We start from the raw sequence: 15,653 nt of genomic DNA, 5'->3' as shown, positions 1-15,653 counted from the left end.
ATTAAATTGTGTTATGAGATTTTTAAAAATACATTTCATTCTCTTTCGCAATTTAAAGTTTTTTGTTTCGGTGGGTTATTAAATGTTGCGGAGGGTTTTTCCGCGTCTTTACGTTTAACGGTAGTCAAATTGCGATCCGAAAGAGATAATAAGTGCCGCCATAATCGGCTACTTAAAATGCATTGAATACTGAAATTTCGGAGCTGAGGGAAAAATGAAAATTAAGAATTTCTATCTCGTCATGGCTGTGGTGGGAACGATTTTACCTTGGTTGATGTTTGGGTCTTTTTTCTTAACGAATGGGCCTGATATTCCTTTATTTATGCGATCGTTATTTATCAACGGAGCAGCAGGTGGTTTCTCCGTGGATGTCTTTATTTCTATCTTTGTATTCTTGATTTGGTCTTGGCGCGATGCGTCTAAACAACAAGTTGGGCGCTGGTGGCTCGTTCTTCCAGCTAGTTTCCTTGTTGGTCTCTCATTGGCTTTGCCGCTTTACCTCTATTTGCGCGAGCGGAACTAATCCCGGGTCGTTTGCGACGAGTGTTTGACTGTTGACCATTGTGTCTATCGGAGGTTCCCCTTTTGGGACCCCAAACCGATGAATCATCCCATTCTGATTGAAGCGATATTTTGATGTGAGCAAATCTATTCCGCTTGACAGCAATCGGGAATCTGTTTCATTGTTCAATATAGTGCATTGCGTTCAACTAATTGAACGGACTGTGTGTCATACTAGATCATACTGCTGTTTTTCTTAAAGCGCTCGTAATTATTTGGAGGAGAAACTTTGACGATCAATCCGTTTGAATTCCGGACCGTTCCATCAATTGAGATGGCATGGGGAGGTGCGCAGCGTTTGGGTGAAATAGCTGCTGCACGCTTTTCTCAGCGCAATGCGTTGCTTGTTACCGACGAAGGCCTAATCAAAAGCGGCCTTATTGGGCCTATTGCAGAAAATCTGCGCCAGGTTGGTTTCAAGATCACGATTTTTGATAAGGTCGTTGCAGATCCGCCGGAGGCTGTCCTTAATCATTGTGTTGATGAGGCAAGAACAGCGCAAGTTGATATTGTGATAGGACTTGGTGGAGGCTCGTCGTTAGATATTGCTAAGCTCGTCGCGGTATTGGTGAAATCTGATCAGCCTCTTTCTGAAATGTATGGAATTGGAAAAGTACAAGACGCGCGAGTGCCGCTTCTGCTGATTCCGACGACGGCTGGTACAGGATCCGAAGTCACCAATATTTCAATCATAACCACTGGTGAAACTACCAAGATGGGGGTTGTTTCACCTCAGCTTTATGCGGATTTTGTATTGCTGGATGCTGAGCTGACTATCGGCCTGCCACAGATGCATACTGCTGCCACTGGCATCGATGCGATGGTACATGCCATTGAAGCCTACACAAGCAAGCATAAGAAAAATCCATTATCTGATGCGCTTGCCCGTGAAGCACTGCGGTTGCTCGGAGCTAATCTGATTACGGCGTGTAAAGATGGCTCTGATAGGGGTGCAAGAGAGGGAATGTTATTGGGAGCAACGCTGGCAGGGCAGTCTTTCTCAAATTCGCCTGTAGCCGCTGTCCATGCTCTCGCTTACCCTCTTGGTGGGCACTATCATATTCCGCATGGTCTCTCGAATGCGCTCATGCTTGGGCCAGTGTTGCGATTTAATGCGACTGCTGCGGCACCTCTTTATGAAGAGCTTGCTGATGTCATGGGCGTTCGTGGGGCAGGAGATACGAATGCGCGATCGGAAGCATTTGTGGCCCATATGCAAAGGCTTATGGACGAAAGTGGTGCACCACGGCGTCTCCGAGATGTAGGGGTTACTGATAATAGCCTTGCGATGCTTGCTTCTGATGCGATGAAGCAAAGTCGCCTGCTAGTAAACAATCCCATTGAAGTTAAAGAAGAGGATGCACTCGCGCTTTATCGCGAAGCATTTTGATCACCAGAATATATAAATTGTTATCATGAGGAGGACATTCATGACAGATATTCGGCTTTATATGCTCCAATCAGGCACCTTGAAATGCAAAGTACATAATATCAAAATGAACCAGGGGAATGGTGCAGATTATGAAATTCCTGTTCCATTCTTTTTGATCACACACCCTGATGGTCATACTATTATTGATGGTGGCAATGCCATTGAGGTTGCGACAGATCCACGAGGTTATTGGGGTGGAATCTGTGACGTTTACTGGCCAGTTTTAGACAAAGATAAGGGCTGTGTTGATCAGGTAAAGGCTCTGGGTATCGATCCTGCCGATGTAAAGTATGTATTGCAGTCGCATCTTCATCTGGATCATACAGGTGCTATTGGCCGCTTCCCGAATGCGACCCATATTGTTCAGCGTTCGGAATATGAATATGCCTTTACGCCAGACTGGTTTGCAGGCGGTGGGTACATCCGAAAAGACTTTGATAAGCCGGGCCTTAAATGGCAGTTCCTCAATGGTACACAAGATGATTTTTATGACATCTACGGTGATGGAACAATAACGACTATTTTCACTCCAGGTCATGCACCCGGACATCAGTCATTCCTCATTCGATTGCCAAATAGTAAGCCCCTACTTTTGACAATTGATGCGGCATATACGGTTGATCATTGGGAAGAAAAAGCACTTCCAGGCTTCTTGGCATCGACTGTTGATACGGTTCGCTCCGTTCAAAAAATGCATACAGTTGCCGAGAAAACTGGTGCTATTGTGGTAACTGGTCATGATCCTGATGCTTGGGCAGGTTTCAAAAAGGCGCCAGAGTTTTACTCATAAAAATATAGATTGCGTATTTATTGATGCCGAATTGTTTTCGGCATCAATTGGTTCGTATTCAATTTTTATATTTTCAAGATTGTGTCTAATGCTGCGACACGCGGATATTGGAAAGCTGATCAAAGGCATCTCAAATCATTTTACGTTCTCGCAACTGAATAAAAATCTAGATTTTAAACTCCGATCAGATTGCTATTATTTGATTTCGATCAAGGCATACAATCTTAATTGAAATACAGCTTCTGTAGAATTACTAATATTCTCACGATGACATAGATTGATTGTCGACTCGGTAAGAGATTGATGCGGAGGTTGTGGCGGCATGGGTTTTAATCGCAAGCAGTGGATCGTAACGGGTGTAGTCGTGGCTTTGGCAGCCGGAGGCTACTATGCTTGGAAAACGCTCAGCGCCCCCGGATTGCCGGAAGGCATTGCAGGTGGTAATGGCCGCATCGAAGCTGTCGAGATTGATGTCTCAACCAAAAGCCCCGGACGTATTCGCGAAATTCTTGCCGATGAAGGGCAGTTTGTTGAAGCAGATGCTGTTCTGGCACGGATGGATACGGCTCAGCTTGAAAGTCAGCGCAAACAGGCGGAAGCGCAGTTGCGCCGCGCTGAAATCAGCATAGACACAGCCAAAAGTCTGGTTGCTCAGCGCGAGGCCGAGCAAATAGCTGCACAGGCAACCGTTGCGCAGCGCGAAGCACAGCTCGATGCTGCAAAACGCCGTCTGGCTCGCTCGCAGCAACTTTCTGAATCACGCACGGTTTCTCAGCAGGTTCTTGATGATGATCGTGCAACTGCGCAGGGTGCTGAGGCAGCCGTTGGTGCCGCCACAGCTCAATTGGCGGCCACGGCGGCTGCGATCAGTGCAGCGAAGGCGCAAGTGGTCGATGCCGAAGCATCAGTGGAAGCTGCAAAGGCTGCGATTGCGACAATCGATACGGATATCAACGATGCCACCTTGCGTTCGCCAAAGCCGGGCCGGGTGCAATACCGCGTTGCGCAACCCGGCGAAGTGCTGTCTGCTGGTGGACGTGTGCTTAATCTCGTTGATGTCAGCGATGTCTATATGACATTCTTCCTGCCAACATCTCAGGCTGGACGCGTGGCGATTGGTGCTGATGCTCGTATCGTGCTTGATGCAGCGCCGCAATATGTGATCCCCGCCAAAATTAGTTTCGTGGCCGATGTTGCGCAGTTCACGCCAAAATCGGTTGAGACGGAAGAAGAGCGTCAGAAGCTCATGTTCCGTGTGAAGGCAAAAATTCCGCAGGATTTGCTTCAGAAATATATTCAGCAGGTCAAGACGGGTCTTCCGGGCATGGCTTATGTGAAGCTAGATCCAAATGCTGAATGGCCGAAGAACCTTGCGGAAACCGTAAAATGAGTGAGGCTTCGATAAAAGCTGGTCTGGGCGACGGCAGCTTTGTCGTTCGTGCGGACAGCGTGGAGCTGTCTTATGGATCAACCCAAGCGCTGCGCGATATTTCGCTCAATGTTCCTGCCGGTTGCATGGTTGGCTTGATTGGCCCTGATGGCGTTGGTAAATCGAGCCTTCTGTCTTTGATTGCGGGTGCCCGCGTCATGCAAAAAGGTAAGATCGACGTTCTGGGCGGCGATATTGCCAATAAGCGCCATCGACAGTCTGCCTTTCCGCGCATTGCCTATATGCCTCAGGGTTTGGGCAAGAACTTGTATCCGACGCTCTCCGTTTTCGAGAATATCGAATTTTTCGGACGACTATTTGGCCATGACAAACAGGAGCGGGAACGCCGTATCGCTGACCTTCTGGCACGAACCGGCATGTCTTCCTTTGCGGATCGTCCTGCCGGCAAGCTTTCCGGTGGCATGAAGCAAAAGACCAGCCTTTGTTGCTCGCTGATCCATGATCCCGATTTACTGATCCTTGATGAGCCGACAACGGGCGTCGATCCGCTATCCCGTCGTCAGTTCTGGGAATTGATTGACGATATCCGTAAAGATCGCCCCGGCATGAGCGTTATTGTGGCCACCGCCTATATGGAAGAAGCGGAGCGCTTCGACTGGCTGGTGGCGATGAATGACGGCCAGATTTTGGCGACGGGTACGCCGCAGGAGCTGCTTGAGAAGACGAAGACGCCCAACCTTGATGCGGCCTTCATTGCGCTTCTGCCGGCAGAACTCACAAAAGGGCATCGCAAAGTGGTTATGCCACCGCGTGATACGCAGGCAGATACCGGCATCGCTATTGAAGCCGAGCATGTCACCGTGCGCTTTGGCAATTTCACCGCTGTCGACAATGTAAGTTTTCGTATTCCACGCGGCGAGATTTTCGGATTTCTTGGCTCTAACGGCTGCGGCAAATCTACGACGATGAAGGTCTTGACCGGCTTATTGCCAGCAAGTGAAGGCACGGCTCGGCTGTTTGGACGCGAAGTCGATACAAAGGATATCGATATCCGCCGTCATGTTGGCTACATGTCGCAGGCATTCTCACTCTATTCAGAGCTTACCGTTCAACAAAATCTGGAGCTTCACGCCAAACTGTTTGGCATGGCGGAAGACGACACCAAACGCAGAATCAAGGAACTGGCCGAAAGGTTTGATCTGGCTGGCGTGATGGATGATTTGCCAGACTCAATGCCGCTCGGCATTCGTCAGCGTTTGTCGCTGGCAGTAGCGCTGATCCATTCGCCGGATATTCTTATTCTTGATGAGCCAACCTCGGGCGTTGATCCGGTGGCGCGTGATGCCTTTTGGCAAATTTTGGCCGATCTTTCGCGCAATGACAATGTCACGATTTTCGTCTCAACCCATTTCATGAATGAAGCGGAACTGTGTGACCGTATTTCTTTGATGCATGCTGGGAAGGTGCTGATCAGCGACACGCCCAAAGCCATTACCGCAAGCCGCAATGCGGCAACCCTTGAAGATGCTTTCATTGCATATCTCGAAGAAGCAATTGGCGAAACTCAGCCTCAGAAAGACGTTCAGGAGGTGGTTGAGGTTCAGCCTGAAAAGGTTGCGAAGAGCAAAAAGCCTTCTTCCAGTTGGTTACCAAATCCCCGGCGGGTGCTGGCTTTCTCGCGCCGCGAAGCATTAGAACTCAAGCGCGATCCGATCCGCGCAACATTGGCCATTTTAGGCACTGTAATTCTGATGTTCGTGATTGGTTACGGTATCAATCTGGACGTTGAAGATCTCACATTTGCGGTCATTGATCGCGACGACACAACGATCAGCCGGGACTATACGCAGCAACTTGCTGGTTCGCGTTATTTCACCCAAAAAGCGCCCATTGCCGACTATAACGATCTTGATCGACGTATGCGCGAGGGCGAAATTAGTTTGGCGATTGAAATCCCGCCAAACTTCGGCAGCAATGTCGCGCGTGGCCGTCCTGTTGAAATTGGTGCCTGGATTGATGGTTCAATGCCCACACGTGCCGAAACTGTTCGTGGCTATGTGCAGGGCATGCACGCCAATTGGCTGACACAAAAAGCGCGAGAGCTTTACGGAAGCGCTGCCACGGTCGGGAATTTCAATCTCGAAATTCGTTATCGCTATAATCCGGACGTCCAGAGCCTTGTAGCGATGGTGCCGGCAGTCATTCCGCTACTTTTGCTGATGATCCCGGCGATGCTGGCGGTTCTGAGCGTGGTGCGCGAAAAAGAACTTGGCTCGATCATTAATTTCTATGTGACGCCGGTGACTAAGTTCGAGTTTTTGCTGGGTAAACAGCTGCCTTACATCGCGCTCGCCTTCCTCAACTTCCTGATGCTAACGGCCTTTGCAGTTTTCATTTTCCGTGTGCCATTCACGGGCAGTTTCCTGACTTATGCCACGGCAGCGCTGCTCTATGTGATCATCACAACCGGTATGGGCTTGGTGATTTCGACTTTCATCAACAGCCAGATTGCAGCGATCTTTGGCACCGCATTGCTGACACTCATTCCCGCAGTGCAATATTCCGGCATTATCGATCCGGTCTCGTCTTTGCAGGGGGCGGGTGCGTTTATCGGCAAGATTTATCCGACGACCTATTTCGTAACGATCTCGCGCGGGACTTTCTCGAAGGCGCTCGATTTTTCCGATCTTGCAGGATCGTTTCTACCGCTGCTGATAGCCATTCCGGTTCTGACTATTCTCGGCATTGTTCTTCTCAAGAAGCAGGCGGGTTGAGATGCGGATTTCCAACATATTCCAGCTTGGTGTGAAGGAACTGCGTGGGTTAGCGCGTGATCCGATGCTTCTGCTGCTGATCGTCTATGCCTTCACGCTTGCGATTTACACGGCTGCGAAGGCAATGCCGGAAAATCTCAACAATGCGGCCATTGCTATTGTCGATGAAGATCAATCGCCGGTTTCTGGCCGCATCACGACAGCATTTTATCCGCCGTATTTTGTGCCGCCAAAGCTCATCTCATCTCATGAGATGGATAAGCGCATGGATTCGGGCCTCGATACATTTGCGCTCAATATTCCGCCAAATTTCCAGCGCGATTTGCTTGCCGGACGTTCGCCAACGATCCAGTTGAATGTCGATGCGACCCGCATGAGCCAAGCCTTTACGGGCGGCGGTTATGTGCAGTCGATTGTTTCGAGCGAAGTCAACGAGTTTGTTAATCGCTATCGCGGCGAAACAGAATCGGTCGTCGGATTGGGCTTACGCGCGCGGTTCAATCAGGATTTAAACAAAGGCTGGTTTGGTGCGATCACAAATGTCATCTCATCGGTGACGATGCTTTCTATCATTTTGACAGGTGCAGCTCTCATCCGTGAGCGTGAGCATGGTACGATAGAACATCTGCTGGTTATGCCCGTCACACCACTTGAGATCATGGTGTCGAAAGTTTGGTCGATGGGAATGGTGGTGCTGGTGGCAACTGCTTTCTCGCTGATCGTGGTTGTGCAGGGCATTCTGGCAGTGCCGATTAACGGTTCACTGACACTGTTTTTAGCGGGCGCTGCTTTGCAGCTCTTTGCAACCACAAGCCTTGGTATTTTCCTTGCAACGATTGCCGGTTCCATGCCGCAGTTCGGGCTTTTGCTGATGCTGGTTCTGCTGCCGCTGCAGGTTCTCTCAGGCGGTACAACGCCACGCGAAAGCATGCCGGAAATTATTCAGAATATTATGCTCGCAGCACCGAACACGCATTTCGTGATGCTCGCGCAATCGGTGCTGTTCCGGGGAGCAGGATTGAGTGTCGTGTGGCCGCAATTGCTGGCCATGATCGTTATCGGCAGCGTTCTCTTTTTCTTTGCGCTTCGCCGTTTCCGTGATTTTCTGAGGTGAAAGCGATAGTTATTTGATGGGGCCAGCGTTAGATATATCCGGCTTGGACACTGTATGGTGACGGCCTATCGGCAGCATCATGGGGCGACCAGTCGTCGGATCGGTTATAACGCTGCTGGCGATGTCGAAAACTTCACGCATATTCGTTTCGTTTAAAACGTCTTCCGGTTTGCCTGAAACAAAGAGACGACCGGACTTCATAGCAACCAGAAAGTCAGCATAACGCGCAGCCAGATTAATGTCGTGCAGCACCATGACGATTGTTGTGCCACGTTCCCGATTGAGATCGGTCAGGAGATCAAGCACTTCCACCTGATGGCTGATATCAAGGAAGGTCGTTGGCTCATCAAGCAGCAAAATATCCGTTTCTTGTGCCAGCGCCATGGCAATCCAGACGCGTTGTCTTTGACCACCGGACAATTCATCAATCGCACGATCTGTCAGATCGTCAGTTTTGGTGGCACTAAGAGCGGCAGCAACCGCTACATCATCCTGTTTTGTCCAGCGCGAGAATATGCCCTGATACGGGTGGCGTCCCCTGCTTACCAAATCGGCAACCGTGATGCCGTCCGGCGCTATGGGAGATTGCGGCAGCAACCCAAGAGACTGGGCAAGGGCACGTGAAGGGATTTTATGGATTGACTTTCCATCCAGAAAAACATGGCCTTGGCTTGGTTTAAGCAAACGTGACATGCTGCGCAGTAATGTTGATTTACCACATGCATTGGCACCGACAATGACGGTGATTTTGCCGGGCGCAACATCCATATTCAGCCCTTCAAGGATCACCTTGTCTGCGTAACCCGAAGATAGCTGGCTGACTTTCAGTGTGTGGTTTGTCATAGCGAACCTCCGCTGCGATTAACCCGTATAATGAGATAGATAAGGTAGGGTGCACCAAGTGCACCAGTGATGACACCGACAGGATAGCGCCCTGGTAACATAAATTGCCCGACATAATCGCCCACCAGTACAAGTATGGCCCCCATTAAAGCCGCAGGAAGGAGAAGTGATCCGTTGTTTTTTACAATGCGAGATGCAATGGGGCCTGACAGGAAAGCCACGAAAGAGATGGGGCCTGCAATGGCTGTTGCAAAAGAGATTATGCCGACTGCTGCAATAATAATAATAATACGGGTTTGCGCGACCTTTGTGCCCAAAGCTGCTGCGGTATCATCACCAAGGCGCAATGTTTCGAGATCGCGTGAGCGGCTTAGTAACAAGCCACCAAAAACAATCAGTGCAATTAATAATGGCAGCAACTGGTCGAGCCGTGCACCATTCACACTCCCAGTCAGCCAGCGCATAGCTTCCTGAAGGTTCCATGCGGGAGCGCTTGAAAGAATATAAGCAATGAAGCTTTCCAGCATGGCGGACATGCCAATTCCCACCAGAATAAGGCGCGTACCTGCCACACCGTTTTTATAAGCAAGCGCATAAACAAGCAGTGCGACGCCAAGCCCGCTGGTGACTGCCAGTATCGAAACAGCAGGCCCGCTCATCGATAGAACGACAATGGCAAAAACTGCGGCGGCACTCGCACCGGAGCTAATGCCGATAATGTCGGGACTGGCAAGCGGGTTGCGAAGCATTGTCTGGAATGCAACGCCGCCAAGGCCGAAACTTAAACCTGCAAGAATGCAAAGTACCGCACGGGGAAGACGTAATTGCCCGACAGTAAAACTTGCACCCGCTACATTCTCACCAAGCAAAACGCGCAAGACATCTTGTGGTGGCGTGTATGATTGTCCCAGCATCAGTGTGAGGGCAAAGAAGGCGACGAGAACGAGCATAAGCACACAGATCAGCAATCTGCGCTTGCGTGTTTGATGCTTGCGTGTGGCGAGCAAACGATCATAGATGGGAGAAATATCGGTCACAGCTCTCGCACCCGTTGGCGTCTGACAATCCAGATGAAAAACGGTGCGCCGACAAAGGCCGTGATAATGCCGACATCGATTTCCGCAGGGCGCGCAATAAGGCGGCCGACGATATCTGAACCAACCAGCAGACAGGCACCCGTTAAAGCCGAAAGCGGTAGCAGCCACCTGTGGTCGACACCGACAAGTAAGCGGCAGAGATGTGGCACAATCAACCCGACAAATCCGATAGGGCCGCATATGGCAGTTGTCGCGCCGCATAACAAGATTGCTCCTGTCGCAGATAGGGCACGTGCAACAACAACGTTTTCTCCCAGACCGGCGGCAAGCTCGTCCCCGAGTGCCAAAGAGTTCAGTTTGCGTGCAGAAAGCAGGCTAATCGCAAAGCCGACAAGCAGAAATGGCAATACATAGGTGATGCGATCCATTGTGGCGCCACCAACACCGCCTATCTGCCACGAACGAATGCCGCCTGCCAGATCAGCGCGCGGCAAGACTATGGCAATTGTCAGCGATGCAAATGCCACTGATGTTGCCGCTCCTGCAAGCGCCAGTTTAAGAGGTGTTGCTCCGCCGCGCCCAAGCGATCCGATTGTGTAGACAAACAACGAAGCGGCACCCGCTCCTAATATGGCGACCCAAATATACGCGGTTGGTGTTGCAATTCCGAACCAGACAATCGCGATCACAATCGCCAGTGATGCCCCGATATTGACGCCTAAAATACCGGGATCTGCAAGTGGGTTGCGGGTTATTCCCTGCATGACAGCGCCGGCTAGTCCCAGAGCTGCACCAGCCAGAAGGGCAAGAAGCGTGCGTGGGATACGCGTTGTCACTGCCGCCTGACTGATTGTGTCACTATATCCGTTCAGTGCAACCCAAATATCTGCCCATTCTACACTTCTGGTGCCAAGCGCCACAGACATGAAACAAAGAACAATCAACGCGATCATCACAAGGCACAGAAAGCTGAGGCGTATCGTATTGGACCTGCCTGTTTGCCTCCCTTTTGTTGCGCGTGTGATGTTCAACGGCTTCATTTTTTCTTGTCCGCTGCTTCGGCAAGCAGTGCAACATAGTCTTTGAGAACCCAAGAGATCGAAAGAGGCGTAGGGTTTGCAGCCGTTCCAAGTGGATTGCGTCCCAACATCACGACAGCATCATTGGTGACAACTGGTAGTTTTGATAGCAATGGATGGGCATGCATTGCCTTTGAAAGTTCTTCACCTCCGTAAGTGACAACGATATCAACATCATCGAATAAATCGATGCGTTCGGCACTGATTGAGCCGGAAAACTGTCCGGGCTGGGATGCCTGCACAACACTTTTAGGAGAAGCCAAGCCCAAATCCTGAAAGAATTTTACGCGGGTGTCGTTGGTCGTATAAAAATTGATCATGCTCAGGTTTGTGGCATCAAGATGCGTGACAAACATGGCTGTTTTGTCTTTCAGGTGAGGGTGGGCGCGAACGGTTTCGGCAATCTCTGCATCGATTTTGTTAATCAGTGCGTCGCCATCGTCGGCCATTCCCATGCCCTGGCTGTTAAGGCGGATCATGGTACGCCAATCGGTTGACCATGGGGCTTCAGGATAAGCAACAACAGGCGCAATCTGGCTCAACGTATCATAGTCAGACTGGCTAAGACCTGAATATGAGGCCAAGATAACATCAGGATTGGTCGCTGCTACGGCTTCAAAGTCGATGCCGTCACCTTCATCAAACAAAACAGGTGCTTCGGCATTGAGCTCCTTAAGACGTTGTGAAACCCAAGGCAGAATGCCGTCGCCGTCGTCATCACCAAAATTGGCCGCTGCCATTCCGACAGGGACAACGCCAAGTGCTAATGGTACTTCATGGTTTGCCCATGCAACCGTTGCAATGCGTTTTGGTTTTTCATTGATCGTTGTTGTTCCAAAAGCATGTTTTATAACAATCGGATATGCTTGTTCTGCATGGGAGACGCGGACTGTTTCTGGCAACAGGATAACAGCCATCATGATGAGAAATGTGCGGATGAAATGGCGCATGGTTACACTCTCCCATTGAGCGGGGTACACTGAAAAGGTGAACAAACGACCGCCAGAGCACACATTAAAACTGGTCACTCAGTCTCAGGTTAAAATGAGGCAGTCAAGGGCGAGTGCTTGATCCATGTTGGAATTGCCATGAATTAACCGTGGCTTTTTACAATAAAAATGATTTTTACAATACTGGATAAACAATCTCAAGTTAGTGGCATTTGTGAACAATCACGGTAAGTTGCTCATCGCAGGTTCACTGCATGCAGATTGTAGCGTCCCGCGATTGCTTTGTACCCACGGATGCTTCCGTTTGTAACTGTATATAGAGATTGCGGAACCTTATCATGAATATGAGCATGACTATTGTTAATGACCGTCAGCCCACCTTGCGCACGCGTTTAGTTTTTCTGCTTGGCTGTTCTGCGCTCTCAGTATTCATACCAAATGTCTCTTATGCCCAGCAATCAAGCAATCCATCGGCTCCGCTTGTACTGGAAACAATTACAGTTGACGGCAAGACCCGTGGTGATGACGATCGCAATTCAATTGTCGCAACTCAAACCACCAGCGGCGGTAAAATCCCAACTGATGTGATGGATACGCCCGCATCTGTTTCCGTAATCACGGCTAAGGAAATTCAAGAGCGCAACGCAACCAATGTTGAGCAGGTTCTTAACTATACCGCTGGTGTTGTGACGACTTTTTATGGCTCGGATGATCGTTTCGATTATTTTAAAATTCGTGGCTTCGATGCATATATGTATCGCGATGGGTTGTCGCTTGGAAAGCCATTCGGAGGCATACGTGAAGAGCCTTTTGCATTTGAACGCGTTGAAGTTCTCAAAGGTGGTAGTTCCAGTGTGTTTGGTGTTTCTGATCCTGGTGGCTCAGTAAATTTCACAAGCAAAAAGCCGAAATCGGAGCGTTTCGGCGAGGCCTACCTTTCAGGTGGATCATACAATCACGTCGAAACGGGTTTTGATTTCGGTGACAATATTACCGCAGACGACACATTGTCATATCGGCTTACTGGCAAGCTCAAAAAGGCAGAGCGTGAATATGATTACTCACGCGACGACGAGAAGTTCTTTCTCGGAGGTCTGACATGGCGTCCAACTGATGTGACGAGCGTAACAGTTCTTTATGATCACCTTTATCTGAAGGATACGCCTAACAGTGGTGGTTATCCTGTTGGAATAGATTTTAGTCGGAAGCGTTTTTTTGGCGAGCCAGACTTCAATTATGGCAAAACAAAGCGTGACACACTGACGGTATTGGCTGACCACGATTTCGGCAATGGTCTGACGTTCAACGCCAATGCGCGCTATAGCAAAGGCGACAAAAGCTACGGATACGCCTATATTTCAAAGACGCCGACCGACGGTTCGACCTACGCCGAACGCGGCTTTATGACGAGCGACAGTTCAAATAAGCAATTCATCGTCGATACCCATCTTCAATATGAAGCGAACTTTGACAACATTGAAAGCCGCAGTCTTGTAGGATTTGAATATAATAATTACCGCGGCAGCAGTTTTGGCCAATGGGCAAATGGGGTTGGCATTGACTGGGAAAATCCGGTTTATTCCGGGCCACCGCTTAACCTTCCCACAACCAGTAATCGACGCAATAATCAAGAAACCAAAGCGCTTTACGCCCAGCAGGACGTCACATTTGCAAATAAGCTGATCGTTACGCTTGGCTTGCGCAATGACTGGATGGACATCGACCAGTTTGATAAGCTGAACAACAAGTCGCTAAGCGCTAATCTAAGTGAATTTACCACGCGCGTTGGTGTGGCATATAAATTTACTGATCAATTCATGGCCTTTACAAGCTATGCCCAGTCAGCCGTACCTGCATCCATCGATGCGGAGCCGGAGCGCGGTGAGCAATATGAAATCGGCGTGAAATATCGACCGGATAGCTTTCCAGCGCTTTTCAGTGCGTCAATATACGATCTGAAGAAAACAAATATTACAAAGACAGATCCTATCACGCGAGAAGAGTCAGCAATCGGAAAGATACGCGTCCGTGGGCTTGATCTGGAGGGCAAGGCCGAAATTACCGATAATATTAGCGTAACGGCTGCTTATTCCTATATGAACCATGAGATATTGGAGGATGCCAATAACGGAACAGCTGGCAAGCATCTGACGCTTGTTCCGGAACATACCGCTTCGCTGTGGGGGCAGTATCGGTGGGAAGGCAGGGGTAATCGCGGTGATATGACCTTCGGTCTCGGTGCGCGCTATACCGGATCCTACTATTTTGACAGTGCGAACACGTTTGGAGCAGGCGATAACGTGGTTCTTGACCTCGCATACACATATGAGTTTATCGATAAAACCGCACTTCAGGTTAATGTCAGCAATCTTTTCGATAAAAAATACGTTGCGTATGGTGGATTTGGTGCGGACTTCTACAATCCTGGTCGCGAAGTAACGGCAACTTTGCGTCGGAGTTGGTAGTTGCTTGATTTATTGATCAGGTATTGATCTTGACATTATTAACGCACCTGCTGCAATCGACGCCATGCAGCAGGTGTTTCACCTACAATCTGGCGAAAAGCCTTTGTCAGATGAGCCTGATCGGTAAAACCGAGCTGGGCCGCAATACCTGCAACTGTTGCATCGCTCGCACTCAATAAATCACAAGCACGATCAATTCGTTTTGCCAACTGCCATTGCAGGGGTGTTTTACCAGTGGTTTGCTTGAAAACATTGGAAAACCAGCTTTCCGATAAGCCAACTGTTGCTGCCATATCTGAAACGCTTAAACGACCGTCGCTGGATATGTTTAAACGCGCATTAAGCTTATTCATCTGGCCTTGTGTCAGGCGGCCATAATCCTGTTTTATGTCCTGCTCCGGCTGCACAAGCAAACGAGCAAGGATCGCACCAATCAGGTTCTCCATATATAATGCGTGTTGTGATGGATTGGAAACTTCATCCTCGATCAGTTTTGCTAAAACTTCCAACGTGCCGATGTCTTGAATTTCGATTGGGTTTTGAATAGCGGCCATTGCCATAGATGGCCCCAAGGAAGGGCGCAGATATTTTAACAGACGATCTTTATGAAAATGCAGGTTCAGGTGAGAGAAGCGATGCGATGATACCGTGTTTGTTCTGAGGGGTACGCCTGCCGGGATATAAATAGCGCGCGACATGGGACGATGGCGCAGAGCGCCTACTCCATCTTCACTGGACATTTGTATTTTTGAAGAGACATCCTGGAAGAAAATCATGATGCGTGGATCATGCGACAGGAAATAGCCTGATGCTCCTGAAAGGCTTTCTGCTTCCCAGAAAACACTGACGAGTCCGTCTAAGACCCGCCACTTCACCGGTGCAACAACGCGAATACCTTCCGCATTCCATATCATCGAGTGCCAGAAACTCAACACCACCACCATATCTGAGCAAGAGCCGAATTTTGATTGTGCTCTTCCATAAATATGATTCAACTAATCAACTTTAATTCGGTTGGCAAGTGAGTAGCTTTAGAATTGACTTTCTGGCGTAAAATTCCGAGCAGCAATATGAGCAAAGCCTTTAATCCGTGAACCATCGGCAATCATAGGCAAGCATAATTACTACAGGAGAAAGCAGATGACCGCGATTCGCGCGAGTAAATTCGTATGTAAATGATATATATGTCTTTTTCCAATATATAGGATGTATAGAAAT

General features: G+C 49.3%; 12 protein-coding genes. 7 read left to right on the top strand and 5 right to left on the bottom strand.

The window, feature by feature from the left end:
• Positions 1–214: 214 nt before the first annotated feature.
• The 6 genes from ACOZHT_RS09520 to ACOZHT_RS09495 all read left to right on the top strand — a co-directional run bounded on the left by ACOZHT_RS09520 (position 215) and on the right by ACOZHT_RS09495 (position 8,061).
• Complete coding sequence (locus tag ACOZHT_RS09520; protein WP_339512280.1) at positions 215–523, top strand: DUF2834 domain-containing protein; 309 nt, start codon at positions 215–217, stop codon at positions 521–523.
• Between the two features lie 267 nt (positions 524–790).
• Positions 791–1,951, top strand: a complete 1,161-nt coding sequence (locus tag ACOZHT_RS09515) for an iron-containing alcohol dehydrogenase (protein ID WP_339512282.1) — start codon at positions 791–793, stop codon at positions 1,949–1,951.
• A gap of 40 nt (positions 1,952–1,991) precedes the next feature.
• On the top strand, positions 1,992–2,783 hold the full coding sequence (attM, locus tag ACOZHT_RS09510; protein ID WP_339512284.1) for an AttM family quorum-quenching N-acyl homoserine lactonase: 792 nt from the start codon (positions 1,992–1,994) through the stop codon (positions 2,781–2,783).
• A gap of 322 nt (positions 2,784–3,105) precedes the next feature.
• Positions 3,106–4,173, top strand: coding sequence for an HlyD family secretion protein (locus tag ACOZHT_RS09505; protein ID WP_339512286.1), 1,068 nt, complete (start codon positions 3,106–3,108; stop codon positions 4,171–4,173).
• The gene (gene rbbA, locus ACOZHT_RS09500; RefSeq protein ID WP_421565647.1) at positions 4,140–6,947 is read left to right on the top strand and encodes a ribosome-associated ATPase/putative transporter RbbA; all 2,808 of its coding nucleotides are present in this window, start codon (positions 4,140–4,142) and stop codon (positions 6,945–6,947) included. Before ACOZHT_RS09505 ends, rbbA begins: the two co-directional genes overlap by 34 nt.
• A 1-nt stretch (position 6,948) precedes the next feature.
• Positions 6,949–8,061 (top strand): ABC transporter permease, encoded by a 1,113-nt coding sequence (locus tag ACOZHT_RS09495; protein ID WP_339512289.1) that lies wholly within the window; start codon positions 6,949–6,951, stop codon positions 8,059–8,061.
• Positions 8,062–8,070: 9 nt separating this feature from the next.
• Here ACOZHT_RS09495 and ACOZHT_RS09490 read toward each other — a convergent pair whose 3' ends face one another.
• The 4 genes from ACOZHT_RS09490 to ACOZHT_RS09475 are packed head-to-tail and all read right to left on the bottom strand — an operon-like array spanning position 8,071 to position 11,940.
• Positions 8,071–8,904: an ABC transporter ATP-binding protein gene (locus tag ACOZHT_RS09490; protein WP_339512291.1), complete on the bottom strand. Its 834-nt coding sequence runs from the start codon at positions 8,902–8,904 to the stop codon at positions 8,071–8,073.
• Complete coding sequence (locus ACOZHT_RS09485; protein WP_421565696.1) at positions 8,901–9,932, bottom strand: FecCD family ABC transporter permease; 1,032 nt, start codon at positions 9,930–9,932, stop codon at positions 8,901–8,903. Before ACOZHT_RS09485 ends, ACOZHT_RS09490 begins: the two co-directional genes overlap by 4 nt.
• 5 nt (positions 9,933–9,937) lie before the next feature.
• Positions 9,938–10,981: an iron ABC transporter permease gene (locus ACOZHT_RS09480; RefSeq protein ID WP_339512295.1), complete on the bottom strand. Its 1,044-nt coding sequence runs from the start codon at positions 10,979–10,981 to the stop codon at positions 9,938–9,940.
• Complete coding sequence (locus tag ACOZHT_RS09475; protein ID WP_339512351.1) at positions 10,978–11,940, bottom strand: iron-siderophore ABC transporter substrate-binding protein; 963 nt, start codon at positions 11,938–11,940, stop codon at positions 10,978–10,980. Before ACOZHT_RS09475 ends, ACOZHT_RS09480 begins: the two co-directional genes overlap by 4 nt.
• Before the next feature lie 380 nt (positions 11,941–12,320).
• Between ACOZHT_RS09475 and ACOZHT_RS09470 the strand changes: the two genes are divergently transcribed.
• On the top strand, positions 12,321–14,435 hold the full coding sequence (locus tag ACOZHT_RS09470; protein WP_421565646.1) for a TonB-dependent siderophore receptor: 2,115 nt from the start codon (positions 12,321–12,323) through the stop codon (positions 14,433–14,435).
• Between the two features lie 38 nt (positions 14,436–14,473).
• Here ACOZHT_RS09470 and ACOZHT_RS09465 read toward each other — a convergent pair whose 3' ends face one another.
• Positions 14,474–15,367 (bottom strand): AraC family transcriptional regulator, encoded by an 894-nt coding sequence (locus tag ACOZHT_RS09465; protein WP_339512353.1) that lies wholly within the window; start codon positions 15,365–15,367, stop codon positions 14,474–14,476.
• Positions 15,368–15,653 lie beyond the last annotated feature (286 nt).

It is taken from the genome of Ochrobactrum sp. EDr1-4, assembly GCF_049199085.1.
GTDB lineage: Bacteria > Pseudomonadota > Alphaproteobacteria > Rhizobiales > Rhizobiaceae > Brucella.
This window is presented reverse-complemented; position numbering and strand designations above follow the sequence as displayed.